20 protein-coding genes and 1 pseudogene are annotated in these 21,805 nt (G+C 64.8%); 10 read left to right on the top strand and 11 right to left on the bottom strand.

All coding sequences use genetic code 11. The features are described 5' to 3' along the window. The first annotated feature begins 428 nt into the window (after positions 1–428). On the top strand, positions 429–1,622 hold the full coding sequence (locus PQB87_RS38225; RefSeq protein ID WP_489244541.1) for a tetratricopeptide repeat protein: 1,194 nt from the start codon (positions 429–431) through the stop codon (positions 1,620–1,622). A gap of 52 nt (positions 1,623–1,674) precedes the next feature. Here the strand turns inward: PQB87_RS38225 and PQB87_RS38230 are convergent, their stop codons facing one another. After that, positions 1,675–1,866 carry a DUF2964 family protein gene (locus PQB87_RS38230; protein WP_059524694.1) on the bottom strand — a complete coding sequence of 64 codons (192 nt, stop codon included), beginning with the start codon at positions 1,864–1,866 and terminating at the stop codon, positions 1,675–1,677. 15 nt (positions 1,867–1,881) lie between these two features. Next, positions 1,882–2,355, bottom strand: coding sequence for a universal stress protein (locus PQB87_RS38235; protein WP_027792431.1), 474 nt, complete (start codon positions 2,353–2,355; stop codon positions 1,882–1,884). A 366-nt stretch (positions 2,356–2,721) separates the two neighbouring features. Between PQB87_RS38235 and PQB87_RS38240 the strand changes: the two genes are divergently transcribed. From PQB87_RS38240 to PQB87_RS38250, 3 genes are all read left to right on the top strand, one after another. Continuing rightward, a complete protein-coding gene (locus PQB87_RS38240) occupies positions 2,722–3,483 on the top strand; it encodes a 2-keto-4-pentenoate hydratase (RefSeq protein ID WP_489244543.1) in 762 nt (253 codons plus the stop codon). A 94-nt stretch (positions 3,484–3,577) separates the two neighbouring features. Beyond that, on the top strand, positions 3,578–4,168 hold the full coding sequence (locus PQB87_RS38245) for a GNAT family N-acetyltransferase (protein ID WP_489244544.1): 591 nt from the start codon (positions 3,578–3,580) through the stop codon (positions 4,166–4,168). A gap of 141 nt (positions 4,169–4,309) precedes the next feature. Further along, a complete protein-coding gene (locus tag PQB87_RS38250; RefSeq protein ID WP_321941092.1) occupies positions 4,310–5,722 on the top strand; it encodes a 3-deoxy-D-arabino-heptulosonate 7-phosphate synthase in 1,413 nt (470 codons plus the stop codon). A 45-nt stretch (positions 5,723–5,767) separates the two neighbouring features. Here PQB87_RS38250 and PQB87_RS38255 read toward each other — a convergent pair whose 3' ends face one another. From PQB87_RS38255 to PQB87_RS38265, 3 genes are all read right to left on the bottom strand, one after another. After that, on the bottom strand, positions 5,768–6,820 hold the full coding sequence (locus PQB87_RS38255; RefSeq protein WP_059687466.1) for an AraC family transcriptional regulator: 1,053 nt from the start codon (positions 6,818–6,820) through the stop codon (positions 5,768–5,770). Between the two features lie 148 nt (positions 6,821–6,968). Further along, positions 6,969–7,301, bottom strand: a complete 333-nt coding sequence (locus PQB87_RS38260; protein ID WP_431209088.1) for a hypothetical protein — start codon at positions 7,299–7,301, stop codon at positions 6,969–6,971. Between the two features lie 32 nt (positions 7,302–7,333). Then, positions 7,334–8,851, bottom strand: coding sequence for a hypothetical protein (locus PQB87_RS38265; protein WP_489244546.1), 1,518 nt, complete (start codon positions 8,849–8,851; stop codon positions 7,334–7,336). Positions 8,852–9,282: 431 nt separating this feature from the next. Between PQB87_RS38265 and PQB87_RS38270 the strand changes: the two genes are divergently transcribed. Both PQB87_RS38270 and PQB87_RS38275 read left to right on the top strand, forming a co-directional pair. After that, the gene (locus PQB87_RS38270) at positions 9,283–11,463 is read left to right on the top strand and encodes a PA5441 family protein (protein ID WP_489244548.1); all 2,181 of its coding nucleotides are present in this window, start codon (positions 9,283–9,285) and stop codon (positions 11,461–11,463) included. A 52-nt stretch (positions 11,464–11,515) separates the two neighbouring features. Then, complete coding sequence (locus tag PQB87_RS38275) at positions 11,516–12,205, top strand: DUF3142 domain-containing protein (RefSeq protein WP_048028434.1); 690 nt, start codon at positions 11,516–11,518, stop codon at positions 12,203–12,205. A 42-nt stretch (positions 12,206–12,247) separates the two neighbouring features. Here PQB87_RS38275 and PQB87_RS38280 read toward each other — a convergent pair whose 3' ends face one another. Further along, complete coding sequence (locus tag PQB87_RS38280; RefSeq protein ID WP_059687470.1) at positions 12,248–12,622, bottom strand: gamma-glutamylcyclotransferase family protein; 375 nt, start codon at positions 12,620–12,622, stop codon at positions 12,248–12,250. A gap of 56 nt (positions 12,623–12,678) precedes the next feature. Continuing rightward, positions 12,679–13,329: a LysE family translocator gene (locus tag PQB87_RS38285; RefSeq protein WP_489244550.1), complete on the bottom strand. Its 651-nt coding sequence runs from the start codon at positions 13,327–13,329 to the stop codon at positions 12,679–12,681. Positions 13,330–13,494: 165 nt separating this feature from the next. Here PQB87_RS38285 and PQB87_RS38290 point away from each other — a divergent pair, with 165 nt between their 5' ends. After that, positions 13,495–14,415, top strand: a complete 921-nt coding sequence (locus PQB87_RS38290; protein ID WP_489244552.1) for a LysR substrate-binding domain-containing protein — start codon at positions 13,495–13,497, stop codon at positions 14,413–14,415. A gap of 138 nt (positions 14,416–14,553) precedes the next feature. Here PQB87_RS38290 and PQB87_RS38295 read toward each other — a convergent pair whose 3' ends face one another. From PQB87_RS38295 to PQB87_RS38305, 3 genes are all read right to left on the bottom strand, one after another. After that, entirely contained in the window at positions 14,554–15,390 is an 837-nt protein-coding gene (locus tag PQB87_RS38295) for an alpha/beta fold hydrolase (RefSeq protein WP_059687472.1), read from the bottom strand. Positions 15,391–15,741: 351 nt separating this feature from the next. Next, the gene (locus PQB87_RS38300; protein ID WP_489244554.1) at positions 15,742–16,449 is read right to left on the bottom strand and encodes a pirin family protein; all 708 of its coding nucleotides are present in this window, start codon (positions 16,447–16,449) and stop codon (positions 15,742–15,744) included. Between the two features lie 83 nt (positions 16,450–16,532). Then, entirely contained in the window at positions 16,533–17,297 is a 765-nt protein-coding gene (locus tag PQB87_RS38305) for an SDR family NAD(P)-dependent oxidoreductase (RefSeq protein WP_059492642.1), read from the bottom strand. A gap of 141 nt (positions 17,298–17,438) precedes the next feature. Here PQB87_RS38305 and PQB87_RS38310 point away from each other — a divergent pair, with 141 nt between their 5' ends. From PQB87_RS38310 to PQB87_RS38320, 3 genes and pseudogenes are all read left to right on the top strand, one after another. Beyond that, positions 17,439–18,356: a LysR family transcriptional regulator gene (locus tag PQB87_RS38310; protein WP_021157877.1), complete on the top strand. Its 918-nt coding sequence runs from the start codon at positions 17,439–17,441 to the stop codon at positions 18,354–18,356. 236 nt (positions 18,357–18,592) lie between these two features. Next, positions 18,593–19,015 (top strand): annotated as a pseudogene (locus PQB87_RS38315) (alpha/beta hydrolase fold domain-containing protein); the annotation flags it as partial. Positions 19,016–19,048: 33 nt separating this feature from the next. Further along, complete coding sequence (locus PQB87_RS38320) at positions 19,049–19,453, top strand: nuclear transport factor 2 family protein (RefSeq protein ID WP_060088645.1); 405 nt, start codon at positions 19,049–19,051, stop codon at positions 19,451–19,453. Between the two features lie 207 nt (positions 19,454–19,660). On the opposite strand, the gene PQB87_RS38325 is transcribed toward PQB87_RS38320, so the two are convergent. Then, complete coding sequence (locus tag PQB87_RS38325; protein ID WP_489244555.1) at positions 19,661–21,736, bottom strand: hypothetical protein; 2,076 nt, start codon at positions 21,734–21,736, stop codon at positions 19,661–19,663. Positions 21,737–21,805: the final 69 nt, after the last annotated feature.

Consider the following 21,805-nt stretch of genomic DNA (forward strand, 5'->3'; position numbering starts at 1 on the left):
CGGCGTTCCGGGGACGGCAGGCGCCGGGGCGCGCCGGAAAGTTCGCAGCGGTGACGCGTAGCGCGAAAGGATGCGAGGATCGATCGAATTGCGGTCGTTTCACCCGTTTCATCGCTGTGGAATCGATTGTCGTGCGGGTCGACATGCCACGCCCCGATACGAGTCGCGATATCGTCGATCCACGTGCGACACCGAAACCAAACGGGAAACGAGCGCTTGGTACACGCCTGCTATGCTGCGCACTGCATTCGCGCGTCATTCGTCCGCCGCGTCCTTGCATGACGCTGCGGCGCGCGGGTTCCGCACTGAATGGCGCCGAGCGCCCCTACGATCCGCCGCAGGCCGCCGACGGTTTCGCAACAGCGTCAACGCATGTCGATTTCAGGCCGTCGAACAACAAGATCCATACCGACAAGCACACCAATTTCATGACATTCCGACTTCTCGCCGCGCTCGCTGCCGCGGCCTTGAGCTGCGCCGTGCTGCCCGCTGCCCACGCGCGCACCTATGTCCCGCCGACAGCGTCGTTCGGCAACGGGCCTTTTGTGCATCGGTTCGTGCTGCGCGACCCCGTCACGCACCGGCCGCTGCCGAATGCGCGGTACCGGTTGCTGCTGCCCGGACACACAATCGAGGGGCTGCCGCCCCATCAGGCAGGCGGCGACAGCGTCGTGTTCGGCACGACCGATGCCGCCGGACGCACCGTGCGGATCCGCCTGCCCGCGCGGTACCCCGAGAGCCAATGGGCGCTTCAGCCTGTCGTGGGCGAAGGCGACAGCGGCGGGACGTTTCAGGTGATCAACGAAGATACCGGGCGGCCCTACGGCCGCTACCCGTACGTACTCGACGTGACGGGGGAATACCTCGTCTGCGGGCGCATCGATGCCAACGGCTACACCGTCTTCGTGCAGTCGAACGTGGACCGCAAGCTCAGGTTGCGTCGCACGGTATTGCGCGCGCCGGCGGACACCGACTGGTGTGCGGGGCCCGGCACGGACATCGCCAACCATGCCGGCGATCCGGGCACGCCCGATCTCTACACGCAGTATCTCGGCAGCCTGGTCGCCGACGGCCGGCACCTCGGCCGGGCACTCCGGGAACAGATCGCGGCCAAGATGATCGCGCTGGCGATTGCCGAGCGGGACGAAGGCCGCATCGACACCGCGCTCGACGCAGGCAATTTCTCGGGCGACCTGTTGAACGGCATCGGCTACGACCTCGTCAACGCCGGCCTGAAGATTGATCGTGCGATGGCGATGATCGATGCGCGCCTCGCGCAGTCACCCGATGACCCGTATGCGCTCGACAGCAAGGGCTGGGCGCTCCATCGTCTCGGTCGCGACGACGAAGCGCTGACGTGGTTCGACCGGTCGATCGCGATCCTCGCGAAGGACGGCGACGCGGACAAGGACGTGCGCGAAGCCCATGCGACCGGGCTGACGCACAAGGGTGAAGTACTGTGGAAGCTGGGCCGCGCGAATGACGCGCGCGAAGCGTTCGCGCAGGCGCGGAAGATTCAGCCGGACAACGCGGACCTGGAAGAAACACTGAAGCGGTTGAACGTGGAGGCGAGCCCGGACGGCGCGGCGTCGCCCGGTACAAGCGGTACGAGCGGTACGTAACGACACGCGCCGCGCGCCGTGATTTCAAGGAGCGACGCCGCGTAACGCGTCGTCACTCCTCGCCTTTCGCGCCCGGATTGAGCATCACGACGAAGCCGGCCACGCCGACGACCAGCGCGATCGCGCCGCCGCGCAGCGCCATCGCGTTGTCGAACAATAGCCCCGTCACGACGGCCATCATCCCCGCGAGCGAGACGAACACGGCGATCGCCGCGACGACGATTCTGGATTGGCGGCGTATCATTGCGCCCCCTCCGGGTTACGCGGCCGCAGCCGCTACGTCGGCATCGTCGCCGCGAATCAGCAGCACCGGGCACTTCGAGCCGCGCACGAAGCGCTCGGCGACACTGCCGAGCAGCACGCGCCGGATGCCGCGCCGCCCGTGCGTGCCGACCACCGCGAGATCGATCCCGCCTTCCTTCACGTAGCGCTGCAGGCGTTCCGAGATGTCCTCGCCGATGCTCTCCGTCTCGACGAGTTCGGCTTCGCCTTTCGCACCGGCGAGCGCGATGACCTGTTCGGCTTCGCGCAGCACCTTGCGTCCGTCGTCGCGCATTTCCTCGACGAGCGCGTGCGGATCGAAACGGCCCGCGTAAGTGAACAGCACCGACTTGTCGACCACATACACGGCACTGACTTGCGCGTCGCCTGCCAGCGCGACCTTTACGGCCTCGGCAAGCGCCAGTTTCGACGAAGCGCTGCCGTCGACGGCCACCATGATCTTCTTGTACATGCAAACCTCGCTGGGGTGAATTGCCGCGCGGCTGGGTGCGCGCGGCCCTGTCACCATCATCGGCGGACGGCGGGTTCGAATGTTGACGGCGATCAAGCGAGCGACCATGCCGGCTGCGACCGGCCGACGCAGGGCGCGGCACGCGCGCCGGAGCCCGCACCCTTGTGCGTCTTCGCGTATGCGGCGCGCGATACGCGTGCTTGTCGGACCCGCCGGCGCACGACGGAATCCGCCGGGCCCGCGGCGGCCGCGCGCCGCCCGTGCGCACCGGAATCGAGCGGTCACCATGCCGAAGGCGCTATCATCGGATGTGCGACTTTCGTCCGGCCCTTATTTGCCGGCCCACTTTCAACTCGCTCAACCGACATGACAACGACTACCGAACGCGTGGACGGCGCCGCCCAGCATCTCGTCGCCGCCCGCCATGCCGGCTCGCCCGGCCCGCTGCTGCCCGATGCACTGCGCCCCGACGACATCGACACCGCGCTCGCGATCCAGCAGCGCGTGGCCGACCTGCTCGGCGAATCCGTCGGCGGATGGAAATGCGCGCTGCCGCCGCCCGACCGCGTGATCCTCGCACCGATCTTCGCGTCGACGATCCGCGAGGCCGATGCGCCGTACCGCGTCGTCGGCGGCCCGATCGTGCGGATCGAACCGGAAATCGCGTTCGTGCTCGATCGCGACCTGCCCGCGCGCGAACAGCCTTACGACGAACAGGACGTGCGCGACGCGATCCGCGAGGTGCGCATCGTGATCGAGGTGCTCGGCTGCCGCTATGCGGAGCCCACGCGCGCGTCGAAGTTCGAACTGCTGGCCGACGGGCAATTCAACCAGGGGCTGTGCGTCGGCCCGGTCGTGCCCGACGGGCTGAACGTGCCGCTCGAGACGCTGGCGCTGTCGTTCGAAGGCGCGCTGAACCGCACGATCGACGGCCGCCATCCGGACGGCGATCCGCTGAAGCCGCTGGTGTGGCTCGTCAACTTCCTCGCATCGCGCGGCGACCCGGTGCGCGCCGGGCAGATCGTGACGACCGGATCGTATGCGGGCGCGATCGACGTGCCGCTCGGCGATGCGCTGACGGTTCGCTTCGGCGAGCTCGGCAGTTTGTCGGTGACGTTGACGGCCTGATGCACGCGGCGCGCGGGCCCGGCTGACCGGGCCGGCCCCGGTCGCCAATCGCCGCCGTCCGGCCGTTCAACCATCCCTGGACGACGTGACGTCCATGACAAACCGCAGCAACTCACACGGAGTGACTCCGATGGGTGAAACGACGGGCCCGATCACAGGCACCGCTCGCTACCGGACGGCGAACGTGCACGATGTCGACGCACTCGTTCAACTGATCAATTCAGCATACCGCCCGACAGCGACTGCAGCCGGATGGACGCACGAAGCGGCGCTCGTCGACGGTCCGCGAATTGTGTCGTCACAGCTCGTCGATACGCTGCACGCCCCGAATTCCGTACTGCTGATCGCCGACGTGGACGAGCAGATTGCCGGCTGCATCGAAGTCAGGAAAGACGGAAACGTCGCCTATATCGGCACGCTCGCAGTTTCGCCGTCGGTACAGGATCGCGGGCTCGGCAAGGCGTTGCTGAACGAAGCCGAACAATTCGCCTGCCGGCGCTGGCAGATCGGAAAGGCCGTCATGGTCGTCTTGTCGGCACGCAGCGAACTGATCGACTTCTACTTGCGCCGCGGCTATACGCGAACCGGGGAACGGACGAGCTACCCGTTCGACGCGGGTGTGGGCACACCGCGCGACCACACCCTGACGATCGAGACGCTGACGAAAGACATCGCGCGGGACTGACACCGCGAGCACTCGCGTTCTGTGCCGGCGCGACTGCCCTGCCATCCGCTCTTTCGGCCACACCGTGATAACGTTGCACATCCCCGCGCCCACCGCGCCCTACTCCTTGGCATGCGCACCGCTTTCACGCCGATATCGAACATGTCGCTGACACCGCTTCCCGCCCTGCTCGACGAAACCCTGCGCACCGTCGTGCGCCGCTACCGGCTGCCGCCGCTCGACAGCGCGTCGTCGCCGGCCGACGCCGCGAACCCGGCCGCCACGCTTGCGATCGTGATCGAGGAAGCGCGCAGGATGCGAAGCGACGGGCACACACCCGACGCAGCGCTGCGGCAGCGCTTCATCGACGCCCTCGCACAGATGATCCGCGATGCGATGGATACGCATTCCGGCGATCCCGCGTTTCAGGCCGCGGTGCTGCGGCACGATGCGCCGAGCGTGCGCGAATACGCGTCGTTGTCGGCACACGCGGAGCAGGACCGTCGCGCGCTGCACTCGGCCGTCAACGCGATCGCGCACCCGGCCAAGCTCGAGCGCAGCGCCCGGCCGTGGCAACGCGACGGGCTCGCGCGGCTGCATGCGGCCGCCACCGGCGCGTCGTGGGCCGATCTGCACGACACGCTGCGGCACCTGCTCGCACTGCCCGACATGAAGACCGACCCGGCCTTCGAACAGGACATCGTCAAGCTGAAAGACAGCCCCGCGCTCGAACGCCTGCTGCGTGTCGACGCCCTGGCATCGGACGAGCACGTGCGCCGCTACCGTGCGCTGTGGGTGCGCCAGGGCCCGCTCGAAGGCAGCTCGGTCGCCGTTGCACAGGGCGTCGCATCGCAGCAGCGCGGCGCAGCCGTCGAAGCGCTGGCCGCGCAGGCGCTCGACGCGCTGGCCCGCAGGCTCGACGCCGTCGACGCACGCCGCACGTACCGGGTGGTGACGTCGATGCGCGTGCCGTCGTCGATACCGGGCCGGCACGACCGCGCGAAAACCGAATGGGACGCGATCCTGCTCGAACGCCCTCGCGGCGATGACCCGGCGCCCGCGTGGAACGTGCGCTTCCTCGTCGAAGCGAAAGCGTCCGCGGATGCCGCGACGACCGATCTGCCGCGGCTGCTGCGCGGCCTGACCCTGCTCGCGCAGGCCGACCCGGACACGATCTATTCGTTCGAGACGCATCAGGGCACGGTGCGCGTGCACGGCGCGTCGCTGCGGGCGCTGACGACCGACGACGCCGCACTGCAACGGGAAGTGCTCTATTGCTGCGATGCGTCCGCGGACGCGACGCCGCGCCTGCTGGGCGCCGCGAGCCGGATGCAGTTGCTGTCGGCGCAAGCCAGCCTCGAGTACGCGAGCGCACTCGCGCAACAGCCGCACACCGTTCCTGACGGCCTCGGCGTCGTCTGGCACGCGCTGCTGACGATGCCGCAATGGCATGCGGTGCTGCACCAGTACCCGTCGTTGCGGCAGGTGCGCGAGCTGATGGTGGCGATCGACGACTTGCGGGCCGCGATCGACGAGGTCGATGAAGGCGGCGCGGCCAGCAGCGTGTACGCGTGACGCACGAAACGAGCCGCCGCGCGGCGGCCGGAACACGCGGCCCGCTCAGTTGGTGAGCACGCCGAACGGCAGCGTCCATCCCGCCAGCCGGCCGCCATCCGCCCAGCGATCGCCGGTCGCATCGCACGGCAGCAGAATCGGCGCGGCCGCGCATTCGAGCGTTTCCTTCGGCGTATGGCCGAACTCAGCCTTGAACAGCCGGTGGAAATACTTCTCGTCGGGAAAACCGTGCGCCCACGCGATTTCCGCGATGCGCTGATGCCGGCGCTGCGGGTCGCCGAGCACGTGGTACGCATGACGCAGCCGCCGCCGCGTGATCTGCCGCATCACGCCGCCGTCTTCCTTGAACAGCTGGTAGAGCCGCGCTCTCGACACGCCGATGTCGCGGCAGATCCGGTCGGGATCGAGGTCGGGCTCCAGCAGATGCACGTCGATGTAGCGGCGGACCCGCTCGGCCAGCGCCCCGTCGATCGGGCCGCGTGCGTCGTGCAGCGCCTGCGCGGTCGGGGCAACCGCCGCGGCGAGCAGCAGCAGCATCGACTGGACGATGCTCGGGATCTCGTGCGTGCGCAGATTCGGCAGATTGCGGAACAGCGACAGCATGTGGTCGCCGAGCAGCCGCCCGACGCCGCTCGTCAGCGTCTGCCCGTGCGCCTGCGCCGCATGGCTCGGCAGCAGGTACCTGGGCACGACCAGGCTGATCACGTCGCCGGCCTCGACCCTGCAGTCGTTGATCTGCGCGACGTCGTACACGAACACGTCGCCGGCGCCCTTGACCAGTTCGGGCCCGCCGGTGTGGCTGGCCATCCGGCCACCGAGCAGCAGGGTGAAGCGGATCGAATCCTGTCCGTCGAGGCGGATCCGCCGCGTGGTCCGATGCACCCGGTAGGCCGGCGCGCGAGATCGCCAGTGGCGGCCCGACAGGATCAGCGGGCCGAGCGCCGCGCCGCTCGCTTCCGCATCGAACGCGCCGTGGCCGCCGTCGTCTTCCAGGCGACAGTCGCACAGCATGTCCTTGACCCAGACGTGGAACCTGTCCCGCTCGGGGTAGTCGATGGTGCGAAACTTGAAAACGGGGACGAATGCCGTTTGATCCATGACAGTGTTTTTATCGAGCCGACACGAGAGGATAGATCGGTTCGCAGATTATCGGACCCAACTGCGCCGGCGCAAGGCCGGCGCGGCACATCGTCCACCCAGGCGGTCGACGGGCGCCCCGCGACGGGCGCCGTCGTTGCCGCGGCCATCAGCGTTGCGGATGGCATTCCCAGTTGTTGTACGTCGGCCGATCGATCGGCGTGAGCCCCGGAATCATGAACACCGTACAGCCGAAACGCCGCCCCTTGCCGGTCGTCGCGTCGTAACTCACCTTCTGGCCACCGAGCCCGTCCTTCTTCCCGTACTGCACGTTCGCGATCGTGATCTCGTCCGACGACGCGAGCCCGAGCGTCTTCGCGGTCGACGTCTGCACGTCGACCATGTTCATCTGCGTCGAACCGCACGCGGACAACACGAGGCCGACGGCCGCCGCGCCCAGCGCCGTCCGCAAGGTGACGGCGCACTGCAGGATCTGCTTCATGGTTTCTCCTTCGAATTCCCGGTGGGGCACGATTACGAGCCCGGCGTAAAAAAGCTGGACTGGATCTGGCTGCCGACGTTCGCGACGAACGATTGCCAGACGAGCGCCAGCGCCCCCGCGGCATTGACGGCCAGCGCCGGCCATGACCCGTCCTGCGGATCCAGCGTCGACGTGCTCCACGTCCCGTTCCGATAGCCGGCCACGAGGAGGAGCGACGCGTTCGGTGTGCCCGTGTCCTGCCAGGCGACGGTCACGTTGCCGGCCGCGTCGATCACCAGCGGCGGGTACTGGAGCGCCGAGCCGTTCAGGTGTTCCGTCAGCCGCTGCAACGCCCCCCAGTTTCCGCCGGCATCGGACACGCTCGCCTGCAGGACCGCGCCCCCTTCCGCCCACATCGCGGCGGCCACGCCGTTTTCGTTGACGGCCAGCATCGGCGTCGCGATGAAACCCGTCGGCTCCGCGATCGCCGGCGCCACGGGCTGCGAGGGCTGCCATCCGGTTCCGGCGACGTAACGCTGCGACATCGTGGCGGTGTAGATCTTCCCGCCCGTCACGTCGAGTTGCCCCCAGAGCAGCGTGATGTTGCCCTTCGCGTCCATGCCGGCGACCGGCGAGATGATCGTCGTGAACAGGCTCGTATTCGATACGGCCTGGTTGACGTTGGTCCAGCCGTTGGTCGCGTCGTAGGTGGCCGTCCACAACGCCGACTTCGTATGGTTGGTCTGCCGCCACGCAAGCACCGCGCGGCCGGACGACAGGACCGACAGCATCGGCCTCACGTTGTCCGTATCGCCGGTCACCGCGCCCGGCCCGGTCTGCACCGGCATCTGGACCAGCGCCGTCGGCGACCACTGTCCGGCCTGCGTATAGCGCGTCCACGCGATGCGCGTGTCGAGCAGGCTGATCGACTGTGTCCATGTAACGAGCGCGTTGCCCTGGCTGTCCATGCCGGCCGAATAGGACGAACCGGCCATGTCCGGCACCAGTGCGACCGGTGTGCCCCAACCGCCATTCGGGGTGTACGGGCGTGCCCACAGGGCGTACGTGTTGGGGCCCGGCGTCCACTCGGTCCAGAAGGCGACCGCCTGCCCGCTCGCGTTGCCGACCAGTTGCGGTTGCACCCCAGTCAGCGAATTCATCGCATGCGAACCGTCGCTCGTGTCGAGCCGCGTCGCGCTTCCCCAACCCGAGCCCGGCACATAGCGTGCGCCCCACATCTCGTTGCCGGTCGTGCCGGCCGTGCCGTTGGTCATCCAGGTGGCGAGCGCGTTGCCGCTCGCGTCGATGGTCACGCTCGGCTCGCCTTCCGGCCCCTTGCCGTCCACCGCGGCGGCCTTCGACCAGCCGGCCTGCGGCTGCGTGGTCCCGCCGCCCGTCGGCCCGCCATTCGAGCCGCCGTTCGAGCCGCCGCCGGGCGAGGTCGAACCGGACGGTGAACCGGGATTGTTCGGCGACGACAACGATGCGCCGCCGTTCGTGGCAACGTCGTCACCGCCGCATGCGGACAGCGCGAGCGCGGCTGCCATGACCATCCATGCAATGGGTTTCATCGGAATCCTCTTTTTCTCTTTCCGGCGTACTCTCGTCTGCCGTTCGCCGACACGCTGTACCGCACCGATCGGCATATTGATAAGCAATGCTATTGAACAGGCACGAAAGCCGCCGTCCGTTCGCCCCCCGTCATGATCGGCTCCGTCGTGCGGACCGATGCGAACACCGCCCTCGGCAGACCGCCCCCGTCGGGCAACGAGGACGACGACAGACGTCTATCGTCGAAGGTCCGTCGCTGCCGGCTGCATCTTAATTCAGGCGGTCCGGATTCAAGGTGGCGATGCGTCCACACTGAGTGGACTTCCATTTCGCCGGCCCGCCTGCGCGCGCTCGCGGCCGGGGCCGCGGGTGCGGTACGATACGCGCCGGGGCGAAACGCCTCACCTGAGAGACCCGGCCGCTGCGGCCCCACACCCGGCACAAGAAAAAAATGCCCAGAAACCCATTTCTGCACCGACACCTGTTCGCCGCGCTGGCGGCCGGACTGTTCTGGATTCCGGCTGCCCATGCCAGCGGCGACGATGGCTGCTACGCGCCCACCACGCTCCGGCAGACCGCCTACTCGTGCGCCAACCTGCCGATGCTGAGCCCCGCGAACGACACGCGCATCAACGCGATGCTGATGATGGTCGACAGCGCCAAGGTCGCGCAGGCGTTTCCGGACCCGAAGACGATCCCCGCGAAAGACCGGATCAACCAGATCATCGTGCCGTTTCCGATGGACTTCTCCGGGTGGATCTACATCGGGCAGAAGGAGCCTGACGCGACCGCCAAGACCGACAACGCGGCGGATAGCGACGCGTCGTCGAACCGCTACGCCGACGGCGAAGGCAGCATCTGCCGCAGCATGAACTCGGGCGCCGACGCGTTCAACGACGCACTGGGCGGTGCCGGCGGCCTCCCCGCCGACGAAGCCGCACGCCTGCGCGCGGCCCGCGCCGACATCGCGCAGAAGACCTGCGCCGCCGGCGGCGCGAGCGCCGCGTGGACGAAACCGCCGGTCAAGTCGCCGCTCGGCCAGCAGTTCGCCGCGTACCTCGACGGCACGAACGCGTTCTACCGCGCCGATTTCCTCACCGCGACCCGGGCCTTCGCGAACGCGTCGCACAGCGCGAACCCGTGGCTGAAGGAAACCGGGCTCTACATGGCCGGGCGCGCGCAGCTGAACGCCGCGCAGGCCAACGTGTTCGACAACGACAACCCGACGCCGTCGCTCGGCCGCGTGTCGAAGGTGTCGCTCGACGCCGCGAATACGGTGTTTCGCACCTACCTGAAGGTCTATCCGCAGGGACGCTACGCGACCTCCGCGAACGGGCTGTTGCGGCGGGTCGCATGGCTCGGCGGCAACGTCACGCAGCAGGCCGACCTCTACGGCCACGCGCTCGCGCGCTGGTCGCCGGCGACGTCGAACGTGCCGCTGATCCAGCTGGCGAACGAACTCGACAGCAAGCTGCTGTTCGGCTCGGAATTCGACGCGCGCCAGATCCAGTCGCCGACCGTGCTCGCGACCGTCGACCTGCTGCGCATGCGTACGTCGGACAACAGCGATTCGAGCCGCAGCAAGCCGCTGACGCTGGACGAACTGCAGGCGCAGAAGCCGCGCTTCGCGAACGCGCCCGCGCTCTACGACTACCTGCTCGCGACCTGGTATGTCCAGATCGGCCACAAGCCGGACGCCGCGCTTGCGTTGCTGCCGCAAGCGCCCGCCGAGCCGCTCGACTACTTCGGCCTGAGCCAGCAGGCGCTGCGCGGGTTCGCGCTGGAGGATAGCGGCCAGGCCGACAAGGCGCGCCAACTGTGGCGCGACCTGATCCCGCTCGCGAAATTCCGCTTCCAGCGCGAGGCGCTGGAACTCGCGCTCGCGATCAACCTGGAACAGGCCGGGCTCGTCAACGATGCGTTCGCCGACGATTCGCCCGTGCAGAACGCCGCGATCCGCGCCGTGCTGCTGCGGCGCGCCGCCAATGCGGACCTGCTGCGCGCGCAGGCACAAAACCCCGCGGCCGGCAGCGCGCTGCGCGACACCGCGCTTTACACGCTGCTGTACAAGGAGCTCACGCGTTCGCACTACGCCGAGTTCATCGCCGATGCCGCGCTGGTGTCCGGCACGCCTGCCGATCCGTTGAAGCCGTTCGTCGCGCCCGGTGCGAAAACCGAAGACGGCTACACGTGCCCGTCCGCGCGCGACATCGCGGCGACGCTCCAGCAGAATCCGGCCGACGCGAAAGGGTTGAACTGCCTCGCCGAGTTCGTGCGCGTCAACCCGCTCACGGCCAACCTCGAAGGCGATGCGGTGCCTCCGTGGATGCGCAACGCGTCGTCGGCGAACGCCGCGCGCGTGCCGCCGACGCTCGGCGCGGCGCCGTCGCAGTTCGCTGGCAAGCCGTACGAGCGGATGTCGAGCTACGTGACGGTGATGGCCGATGCGCAGGCGAACCCGACCGACCGCGCATATGCGTACTACCGCGCGATCAGGTGCTATGCGCCGGCAGGCTCCAACGAATGCGGCGGCAAGGACGTGCCGAAGAACGTGCGCAAGCGCTGGTTCGATACGCTGAAGGCCAGCTACGCGGGCAGCCTGTGGGCGCAGAAACTCCGCTACTACTGGTAAGCGCCGCGTGAAGCGTGTCGCGTATGTCGCGTATGTCGCGTTTATCACGTGTATGGCGCTGCTGCTGGCCGGACGCGTCGCGCTGGCCGGCACCGTCGATGCCGCGCAGTACGACACGTTCTGGCTGTGGGCGGGCGTGAAGCCGCAGGCGGTCGTGCGCGGCGCCCGCGCCGTCTACGTGCTGCAAGGGCAGATCGAGGCCTCCCCGCGCGACGAGTCGCAAGTACGCGTGATCGCGCAGGGCGTCGCGCTGCCACCCGCGCCGCATGCGCGCGTGTGGCTCGTCTATCGTGCGCATACGCTGCGCTGGACGCCGCGCGTCACGCAGATCATGCTCGCGCAACTCGAACGCTGGCGCGCGTCGGGTCGCACCATCACCGGTATCCAGATCGACTTCGATGCACGCACGCGCCACCTGCAGGACTACCTCGAATTCCTGCGGACGCTGCGCGAGACGCTGCCCGCCGATTGCCGGCTGAGCATCACGGGGCTGCTCGACTGGAGCAGCCGCATCGATACCGACCAGGTCAACCAGCTCAGGGGGATCGTCGACGAAGTCGTCGTGCAGACCTACCAGGGCCGCCGCACGATCCCCGACTATGCGGACTACCTGCCGCGCGTCGCGCGGCTGCAGTTGCCGTTTCGCATCGGCATCATCCAGGGCGGCGAATGGGACGCGCCGCCCTACCTCGCGGCAAACCCGTGGTTCCGCGGTTATGTCGTGTTCCTGCGCAACGGGTAGCGAGAAACACGCGTCGACGTCGATCGTTCCCGTACCCCGGATTCACTCCGGGCGCGGCGAACCCGCATCCACATACACCCACGCGCTGACGCCCGATTCCAGCACCACGCGATCGCGGCGATACGCGTCGACTTCGTAGTCGTCCGCGTGCTGCAGTTCCTCGCGCGTGATCGCGAACACGGTGCCCGTGACGCGGTCGCCCGGTCGGCCGGTATAAGCCACCACCGGATGATGCGTCTTCCCGCTCGTCGCGACCACCTCCGGATCGTCGATCTTCAGCATCGTCATCGCGTAACCGGGCATCGCATCCTCGCGACCGTCGAGCCTGCGGCCGAAGGTGGCGAGCTGCACCGGTTCGAGTTGCAGCGTGCCATAGGAAAAGAGGTGCTCGGAGAAAGTCGGGGCGGTGCTGGACATGATTGAACTCGATAAAAAACAGGACAAACGAAACGTAACGCAGATCGCCCGCTGGCTTACGCACCGCCCGCGATCGCGCCGCCGAGCCCGGCAAGCGCAATCACGAGCAGCGCACCCGCCGACGAGGCCGTGATCCATCGTTGCTTGCGGTGAATCAGCGGATGGTTGATCGCGGCCATGTAGCCGGCCATGATCGTGAAATCGACCGCGATCCACAGCACGGCCAGGATGGCCAGGCTCACGCGGGAATCCGGCGTGATGCCGACGAACTGCGGAAAGAACGCGACGAAGAACAGCAGGTCCTTCGGGTTCGCGATGCCGACGAGAAAGCCGCGCACCACACCCGGCAAGCGCCACGCTTGCGACGCCGGTTCGCCTGGCGCGGCACAGTTGGCGTCGCGCGTACGGCCGGCGCGCCATTCGCCGAGCAGCGTCCGGACGGCCAGCACCGCGATGAAGACGCAACCCGCCACGTGCAACCCCGTGAGCAGGCGATCGCTGACGAGCACGACGCCGAACACCATCAGCATCGCCCCCGCGATCATCACGAGGCTCGCGGCATTCGCGCCCACCGCGGTCAGCATGCCCTGGCGGAACCCGCGCCGCGCGACGGTGCCGACCACGAGCATGACGACGGGGCCGGGCGTCGCGATGAGCAGCACGATCGCGGCGAGATAGGCGAACAGCAGCGGGTAATGGAGTGCCATGACAAAAAGTTGTTGGATGGATCGACGCGCGTGCGCGCTACGATGGCATCATCGGGATTCAGCGCAGCGGATTGCACGGTTTTTTGCAGTATCGCGTGCCCGGCCCGCTGGTGAAAAACGGAAAATCCTGTCGAATGACATGAGTTTTATTCATATTCAAGCCCCGTGAAGGCCAAACCGCTTCCCCCTGTCTACGCGTTGCGCGCATTCGAAAGCGCCGCGCGCACCGGCTCGTTTACGCTTGCCGCCGAGGAACTGAGCCTCACGCAGAGCGCGGTGAGCAAGCACGTCAGGACGCTCGAGGCCTACTTCGGCCGGAAACTGTTCGTCCGGCGCGGCCCCAGGATGACCGTGACGGCGGAAGCGCAGATCCTCGCGTCGGGCCTGCGGCGCGGCTTCCGGCAGATCGAGGAAGCCTGCATGCTGTTCCAGTCGCAACGCGACGTGCTGCGGCTCAAGGCGCCGTCCACGCTCACGATGCGCTGGCTGCTCGACGCGCTGGCCGCCTTTCGCGACACGCGGCCCGCATTCGAGGTGCAGATCGCGAGCGTGTGGATGGATGTCGACACCGTCGATTTCTTCAGCGAATCCTACGATTGCGCGATCTTGCTCGGCACGGGCAAGTTCGGCGAGGCCACGCAGTGCGTGAAGCTGTTCGACGAATGGCTGATTCCGGTGTGCTCGCGTGCGACCGCGACGGTCGCACGCACGAATCCGGCGGCGTGCGAGCTGATCCACCCGTCGCCCGACCGGCGCGACTGGCGCCGCTGGCTCAAGGGCAGCGGCCACGACCTGGAGGTGGACATCACGCGCGGGCAGGTGTTCGACATGCTCGAACAGGGCATCGCGGCGGCCATCGCCGGCCACGGCATCTCGATCGGCGATCTCGCGCTGTGCGCGACGGCAATCGACGAGAAGCAGCTCGTGCTGCCGTTCAAGACGGCCGTCAATACCGGCGACGCGTACTACCTCGTCTGGCCGGAAGACTCCGGCAAAGCCGCGCAGGTGCGCGAACTCCTCGCGTTCCTGGAAGGCCGGATGCCGCGCCTGACGTTTCCGGGCATCCGCTTCAACGGGCCGGGCTGAGCCCTGCGGCCGGCGAACCGGCCGCCTGGGCGACGGCGCGACGGCGCTGACGGGCGCTACCGGCTACGGTTACCGGGTGCCGCCAGCCGTCCAAAAACGACGCAGCCCGCCGAAGCGGGCCTGCGTCGAGCGTCACCGTTACGCCTGCACGAAAGCCAGCAGGTCGGCGTTGAGGACGTCCGCGTTGACCGTCAGCATCCCGTGCGAATAGCCCGGATAGGTTTTCAGCGTGCCGTTCTTCAGCAGCTTGATCGACTTCAGCGCGGCATCCGCGATCGGCACGATCTGGTCGTCCTCGCCATGCAGCACGAGCGTCGGCACGGAGATCGACTTCAGGTCTTCGGTCTGGTCCGTTTCCGAAAACGCCTTGATGCCTTCGTAATGCGCTTTGGCGCTGCCTTCCATCCCCTGCCGCCACCAGTTCCGGATGACGCCCTGATGCACGGTTGCACCTTCGCGGTTGAACCCGTAGAACGGGCCGCTCGGGACATCGAGGAAGAACTGCGCGCGATTGTCGGCGAGCGCCTTCCGGAAGCCGTCGAACACCTCGAGCGGCAAGCCTTCGGGGTTCGAATCGGTTTTCAGCATCAGCGGCGGCACCGCGCTGACCAGCACCGCCTTCGCGACGCGGCCGGCCGGCTCGCCGTGCTTCGCGACGTAGCGTGCCACTTCGCCGCCGCCGGTCGAATGACCGATGTGCACCGCGTTGCGCAGGTCGAGCGCTTCGACGACCGCGAACGCATCGGCCGCGTAGTGATCCATGTCGTGGCCGTCCGACACCTGCGTCGACCGGCCGTGGCCGCGCCGGTCGTGCGCGATCACGCGATAGCCCTTCTGGACGAAGAAGAGCATCTGCGCATCCCAGTCGTCGCTCGACAGCGGCCAGCCATGGTGGAACATGATGGGCTGCGCGTCCTTCGGGCCCCAGTCCTTGTAGAAAATCTCGACGTGATCCTTCGTTGTGACGTATGGCATCGCGATGCTCCTGTGACGTGGATGAACATGGCACACTGGCCGGGAGCCATTATCGGACAGTATTGTTAAACGATGACGCCACGATGCAAGCGAGCGTCGGCAATCCGGTCAACGTGGGCGCTGCCACGAAGGGCGAACGATGGGGCTGCGTCAGCTGTATAAGGCTGGAATGGGCCGAACAGACAGCGTCAGATCGTCTGAGTCGGTTCGGCCCATCTCCGCCACAGGCAACGTCAGTATCAACGTCTGCAGTTCCCCCCAAAACAGCCACCCAACGCCCACAGGCGTGTTTTTCCGAACGCAGAAACAGCAATGAATGGGGCGGCGGCACGCCCTGATGGCGCCCTTGTCCTAGCGTAAGAGCTCGACAATCACGACATCAGTGTCGTCTCGCGCCCTCAACACGAGCCGCGTTTCATTGCGAACGGCAATGCCATCGCGTTGCGCCAGCCTGATCGGCCCTACGTCCAGTCGCCCATGATCCGCAACCAGGTAAGCAGAACCGGGCGTCGGCAAAACGTGCTGCATTGCCGTGCCTTCGCGCAGCGTCGCGATACGCAAACGTGCGTCGGCGTGAATGGGCAACGCGCCGGCGCGGACATCCTCCGGATCGCCGCTCGCCAGCGTAACGAATCGGCCCTCGCGACATCCTGGCGAACAGACGCGCGTCGCGCAGCGCGGCGTACCGGCAGGTGTGTGCGGACGGAGCCAGATCTGGAACTGCCGCGCGGGTATGTTTTCCTCATTGCGCTCGGCATGATGGATCGCCGTGCCGGCACTCATCACGTGGACGGAATTGGCAACCAGGCGCGCGCGATTGCCCGCGTCGTCTTCGTGGGTGATGGCCCCCGAACGCACCCATGTGACGATCTCGACGTCGCGGAGAGCACGAAGCCCGAGGCCCGCGTACTGCGCGAATTCGATGTCGTTCCACATATGGAGCGGACCGAGCGGCGCATGGTCAGCGTGCCCGACGTCGCCCGCGCGGAAATGTTGGCGGACATCAACGCCGTCGCGCCGGATTGCGTCAAGCGAAGGAAAAGATCGATGTTCAATCATGACGATGCTCGATTCGCGTGCGCCGGGCGTGGATCGCGATCGTCGAAGACCGCGTCCACCACACCCCGCGTGCTCAGCCTGGCTCAGATCTGCTGCTGGCCGCCGTCGACGAACAATTCGATACCGTTCACGAAGCTCGCGTCGTCCGAGGCCAGGAACAGCGCCGCGCCGGCGATCTCTTCCGGCTCACCGAGGCGCCCCATCGGAATCAGGGAAGCCAGGTAATCGGCAAGCCCTTGCCGTTGCGTGGCGTCGTCACCGGCAAGGTCGAGCAGGCCGGGCGTGCGAGTCGCGCCCGGGCTGATCGTGTTCACGCGGACGCGGCGCTCCTTGAGGTCGAGAATCCAACTGCGTGCAAAGGCACGCACCGCCGCTTTCGAAGCCGAATACACGCTGAACGCCGCGGTGCCTGCGCTACCCGCCGTCGAGCCGGTGAGAATCACCGATGCGCCCTCGGCAAGCAGCGGCAGCGCCTTTTGCACCGTGAACAGCACGCCCTTCACGTTTCGGTCGAAGGTGTCGTCGTAGTGCGCTTCGGTGATGCTGCCGAGCGGCAACATCGAGCCGCCGCCGGCGTTCACGAACAGCACGTCGAGGTGCCCCTGTTCTTCCTTGATTTGCGCATACAGCGCGTCGAGTTCATCCAGCCTGGTGGAATCCGAACGTACGCCGGTCGCCTTGCCGCCGGCTTCGCGAATGCCCTGCACGGCGGCATCGAGTTCCGCCTGGCGGCGGCCCGTGAGATAGACGTGAGCGCCTTCCGCCGCGAAGCGTTGAGCGGTGGCGAGACCGATACCGCTGGTTGCGCCGGTGACGAGTGCGATCTTGTTGTCGAGTTTGCGTGCCATGGTGATTCTCCTTGCGGTTGGTAAGTGGGTAACTGCGTTCGGTGTTGCGTGCTGCGATGTGAGGAGAATATCGACGGCCTGATCGTTTCGAAATAGAATTAATCGCAATCAAACGTTGCATAAATGAAATGATGAGGGGAAATGGCTCAACTACCTGATTTCGAAGGGCTCGCGATGTTTGCGAAGGTGGCCGAGCATGGGTCGTTTGCGGCTGCGGCGCGTGCGACGGGGGTGTCGGTCGCCACGGTCTCCCGCGGTGTCGCCCGCCTGGAAGAGCGGTTGGGCGCACGGCTGTTCAATCGCACGTCGCGCCAGCTGTCGCTCACCGAGTTCGGCCGGACAATCAGCGAGAAAGCCGGCGAGATCTATCGCCAGGCCGAGGAAGCGGAAAGCTCGGCGCGCGAAATGTCGGTGCAGCCACGCGGGCTGGTGCGTCTGGCCGTGCCGATGTCGTACGGGCTGCGCTGGGTTGCGCCGCTGCTACCGGGCTTTTTTCGCGCTTATCCAGAGGTGTCGATCGACCTGCATCTATCGGATGCGTCGGTCGATCTGGTCGCCGATGGGTTCGACGCCGCGCTGCGTATCGCCGCGCTTCCGGATTCATCCCTGGTCGCGCGGCGGTTGTGCGCAGTGACGCAATTCGTGGTGGCGTCGCCGGAATATCTGAGGCGTGAAGGACGGCCCACGCATCCGCGCGAACTGGCGGATCGTCCTTGTCTCTCGTACGCGTACCGCGCGCGTAGCGCTGTATGGCGCTTCACGAACGACCGAGGCGAGGAGGAACCGGTGATGCCGACGGGCCCGCTGCGCGTGACCAATTCCGATGCGCTGCTGCCGACGCTGCTCGATGGCCTGGCGATCGCCGAGCTGCCTGAATTCATCGCGGGCGAATATCTGGCCGATGGCCGCCTCGAGGCGATCCTGACCGACTGGTCGCTGACGAAGGGCGGTCTTTATTTCGTTACGCCGTCGGCGCGCGCGCGGCCCGCGAAAGTCGCGGCGCTGTCGGATTATTTTGCCGAGCACCTTTCCGAGCCAACATGGCGGTGGCCGAAATGATCGATCGGCGCGGTTGATCTGCCGGCGTCCATCGTTGCATTCATGCAATGATGGATTTCAAACGATTCTATTTCGACAATAACGTCCGATCCGTATTCTCCTTTCCACCGGCTGCACGACATTACGTCGCAAGCCACTCGACCAGGCAAAGGAGAATCACGACGAACACGCAAGTCACACCGAACACGCCCGATACCGCGACGGTTGCCTTCCCCGGCGCGCTGAACAACGCCACCGGCCCGGCAATCCGCTTCCAGGGCCTCATGTGGCCGGTGGCCGACCACGCGTTCGACAATGCCTCGTACGACGCCTTCGCCAATGGCTACTTCCTGAGCCGCGACATGATGAAGTGGTTCTGGAATGCCTACCCGATCGACGAAGCCGAGCGCAACGAACGCTATGCGTCGCCGCTGCGCGCCTCGCTCGACGAATTGAAGGGCTTGCCGCCCGCGCTCATCCGGACGGCGCAGTTCGACGTGCTGCGCGACGAAGGCGAGGCATATGGATATCGGCTCGACCAGGCGGGCAACGACGTGACGACGACCCGGTACAAAGGCACGATCCACGACTTTGGCCTGCTCAACGTGCTTGCTGCCGACGCACCGACGCGCGCCGCCGTGCAGCAGATGGCGACTGCGTTGAAGACGCGTCTGCAATGAATCGCATCCTTTCACGCCTTTATCGAGCCGATCATGAACAACGCCAAACAACTGCTTTTCGCTTACCTCGAATCGATTCGTGACCCACGCGCGGCCGGCGCACTGTTTGCCGACGACGGTGTTCTGGAACTCCCTTATCTGAAGTCGCTTGGCATTGACGGGCGAGCACAGGGGCCAAAAGCGATCGAAGGCTTCATCGCCTCGCTGCTCGCGAAAGTGCCGGATTTTGCGTTCAGAAATGTGCGTCTGCTGATCGAAACGCCTGAGCAGGTATTCGCCGAATATGAAGTCGAAGCGCTCGTTCCATCGACGGGGAAAATCTATCGCCAGTTGTACGCAGGGCGGCTGGTGGCACGCGACGGCAAAATCCTGCTGTTGCGCGAGGCACTGGATACGATGGCTGCGGCACACGCATTCTCGACGGCGCAGCCCATTTGAAGAGATGACGATGAAAGGCCGCTTGATCAATCGAAGCGGCCTGCCGATGTTTCATCCCGGCTGGTCGAACGCGGCTGGCCGCCGCTCTACAACGCGCGAGCGGCGCAGTTCGGCCCGTTGCCGCCGGTCATGCCGTCGCGGTTTCAAAGACCACTATCGGGGCGAAGCGGTCACTTGAATGGTCGGCTAACAGCTATCAGGAATACCTTATCCAAGTCTCAGAGAATTCGCATATTCACTGACGAAATCTCTCGTTCCGGTCTGAGCTCGCTTTGCACGCATCGTTTCCTTCACAAAGCTTTCGGTATCCGTCGAGTAATCCAGCGCGAGAAGCAGATGCGCTACAGAGAGAAATCGCATCGATAGGAGAGGCCATTTTATGCGATCACTTTGAAAGTCGGCTACTCCTGCAGCCATCTCTCGTAATGGCACCAAATATTTCTTCTCTATATCATCAATTCGCACCGAAGCCTCGGGTTGGTTGGAAGACAATTTGTTCCACACGCACAATCGCAAAAATTTCGTGACGAATATATCTGCTTGCAAACTGCCGAACCCCCATAGCGATATTGAGACTCGCTCGATATCTTGCTCGTTCTTGTAGAGAAGTGTTTCTGTCTTTCCATCCTCCCCCTTCAGCTCCAAACTTCCTCTTGAAACCAATAGCTGTTCGTGCTGCATAGCTTGGGTTTGCGAATGGATGAAGCTTTTCGCCATGTCGATGACGAGGTCAACATCATTTCCAAACCGAGCGCTATAGGTAAGCAATTTGTTCTTGCATTCAAAAAATACCGTCGTTCTCCCACCCTCTACCACAAAGTCACAGTCTCCAGCCTTATTCTTCTCATCGGACCTCTTCGATTTCCTATAGTCATACACTCCAGAAATTGACGCTATGCCACGCTGCAGGAGTTGCGCGCGTAGAAAGCGCTCGACCGAAGTTCCTAACGTGTCTCTAATGCTTTTCCTCGCTGTACAGCAGAACTCCACCACATGCTCCGCCAAAAGTGGGGCAACAAAGGAGCTAGGCAAAACAAGATATTCTTCGCTATGCAACTTCAGAAGCGGGCGTTTCTTATAATCCACCTTAAATTGCACTGGGAAGTGCAACTCTTGATTTGGACCAGCTAACACATGGCTTAGAGAATCAAGATAGCCGGCCATTTTGTCTTTCCCGCACCCCATTGCGCTGGCCATACTCGAAACGGAAATTATGGTTATCTTCAGATTCGACGATTGAGCCAGAATTCGATCAGCAAGCTTTATGAGAAAGGTGAGATGTAGCCCCTCGAATTTGAGCTCTCTCAATTCTTCCTCCGACCACAACTTCTGGTAAAGCCATTGAGCGTGCTTACACTTCATCTGGCTCAAGGTGAAGATTGAGTCATACAGGACACTTTTCTGCATGTAGGACAGTAGCTGGTCTGCATCAACGAAGACTTCCTCCCAATGAGAGTAAGGCTGAAGTTCTTCTACCGCCAAGACTGCTAAGCTTAGCGCCTTCAGCGTGTCATAGGCTGATGAACTAATCCATTTTGGCTCGGCCGAGATGTGCTTCATGGCCAAATTCATCAAAAATCCCCATGGGACTTGCGGATCCGGCGAACTGGTAATCGGCCCAAGACGGCGCCCCATGAGAAACTGGCCGACATTAGATTGAAACGGAATCGTCCGCTGCATGTCGGCAAGCGTCATATCCAGTAGCCGTCGGCCCCCAACTGACTTCGCCAACGCATCGAATTTCTGCGCTAACGCCGACTGAACGGCTGGTTCCATAGGAACATCTGTACCGTCTATCTGAACCGGAAATCCTTGGTCGATCAGGGTTCGCACTGCGCGGCCGACAGCGAAGTCGTTTTTGTGAATTGCCTCAAGCGTAGATTCGTCTTTATTTATTCCATACAAGGCGGCCCTATTTTCCCAAATTAAGGTGATCGCCTCTATCCAGTCAGCATCAGTAACTTCGCGGAGAGGATAACTTTGTCGGCATATATCGCCGATGACGGCGGCGAATCCATGATAGGGGTTTAATGCTTCCCCAAAAGCCACATTACGACGAAGTATTTCACTCCGTATTGCACCGACGCGCTTCCCGCAATCCTTCGTGCCGCCAATGAGTTGAGCTACGCGCTCATAGACTTTCTGGTAATGCAATGTGGGAATATCTGTAGCTTTATTATCATCCTTCTTTGCGGCCAGAGACTCATCCACAAGTCTTTTAAATTTTATGATATCCATTTTTCTCAATCTTAACCACTTAATAATAAGGAAGTCCGACGACATGGCCCTGGCTCTTGGCGACCAAGCGACCGTTCGGTGAATGAAACTGCCTCTTGAGTGTCCACGTGACTA

It is taken from the genome of Burkholderia sp. KL41 (assembly GCF_057005415.2).

Coding starts and splice junctions, on each gene's coding strand:
- PQB87_RS38245 (WP_489244544.1), top strand. CDS start 3,578: ATGACAAACCGCAGCAACTCACACGGAGTGACTCCGATGGGTGAAACG.
- PQB87_RS38225 (WP_489244541.1), top strand. CDS start 429: ATGACATTCCGACTTCTCGCCGCGCTCGCTGCCGCGGCCTTGAGCTGC.
- PQB87_RS38310 (WP_021157877.1), top strand. CDS start 17,439: ATGGCTCAACTACCTGATTTCGAAGGGCTCGCGATGTTTGCGAAGGTG.
- PQB87_RS38280 (WP_059687470.1), bottom strand. CDS start 12,622: ATGTCCAGCACCGCCCCGACTTTCTCCGAGCACCTCTTTTCCTATGGC.
- PQB87_RS38240 (WP_489244543.1), top strand. CDS start 2,722: ATGACAACGACTACCGAACGCGTGGACGGCGCCGCCCAGCATCTCGTC.
- PQB87_RS38285 (WP_489244550.1), bottom strand. CDS start 13,329: ATGGCACTCCATTACCCGCTGCTGTTCGCCTATCTCGCCGCGATCGTG.
- PQB87_RS38295 (WP_059687472.1), bottom strand. CDS start 15,390: ATGCCATACGTCACAACGAAGGATCACGTCGAGATTTTCTACAAGGAC.
- PQB87_RS38235 (WP_027792431.1), bottom strand. CDS start 2,355: ATGTACAAGAAGATCATGGTGGCCGTCGACGGCAGCGCTTCGTCGAAA.
- PQB87_RS38265 (WP_489244546.1), bottom strand. CDS start 8,851: ATGAAACCCATTGCATGGATGGTCATGGCAGCCGCGCTCGCGCTGTCC.
- PQB87_RS38270 (WP_489244548.1), top strand. CDS start 9,283: ATGCCCAGAAACCCATTTCTGCACCGACACCTGTTCGCCGCGCTGGCG.
- PQB87_RS38305 (WP_059492642.1), bottom strand. CDS start 17,297: ATGGCACGCAAACTCGACAACAAGATCGCACTCGTCACCGGCGCAACC.
- PQB87_RS38300 (WP_489244554.1), bottom strand. CDS start 16,449: ATGATTGAACATCGATCTTTTCCTTCGCTTGACGCAATCCGGCGCGAC.
- PQB87_RS38255 (WP_059687466.1), bottom strand. CDS start 6,820: ATGGATCAAACGGCATTCGTCCCCGTTTTCAAGTTTCGCACCATCGAC.
- PQB87_RS38250 (WP_321941092.1), top strand. CDS start 4,310: ATGTCGCTGACACCGCTTCCCGCCCTGCTCGACGAAACCCTGCGCACC.
- PQB87_RS38325 (WP_489244555.1), bottom strand. CDS start 21,736: ATGTCGTCGGACTTCCTTATTATTAAGTGGTTAAGATTGAGAAAAATG.
- PQB87_RS38260 (WP_431209088.1), bottom strand. CDS start 7,301: ATGAAGCAGATCCTGCAGTGCGCCGTCACCTTGCGGACGGCGCTGGGC.
- PQB87_RS38320 (WP_060088645.1), top strand. CDS start 19,049: ATGAACAACGCCAAACAACTGCTTTTCGCTTACCTCGAATCGATTCGT.
- PQB87_RS38230 (WP_059524694.1), bottom strand. CDS start 1,866: ATGATACGCCGCCAATCCAGAATCGTCGTCGCGGCGATCGCCGTGTTC.
- PQB87_RS38275 (WP_048028434.1), top strand. CDS start 11,516: ATGGCGCTGCTGCTGGCCGGACGCGTCGCGCTGGCCGGCACCGTCGAT.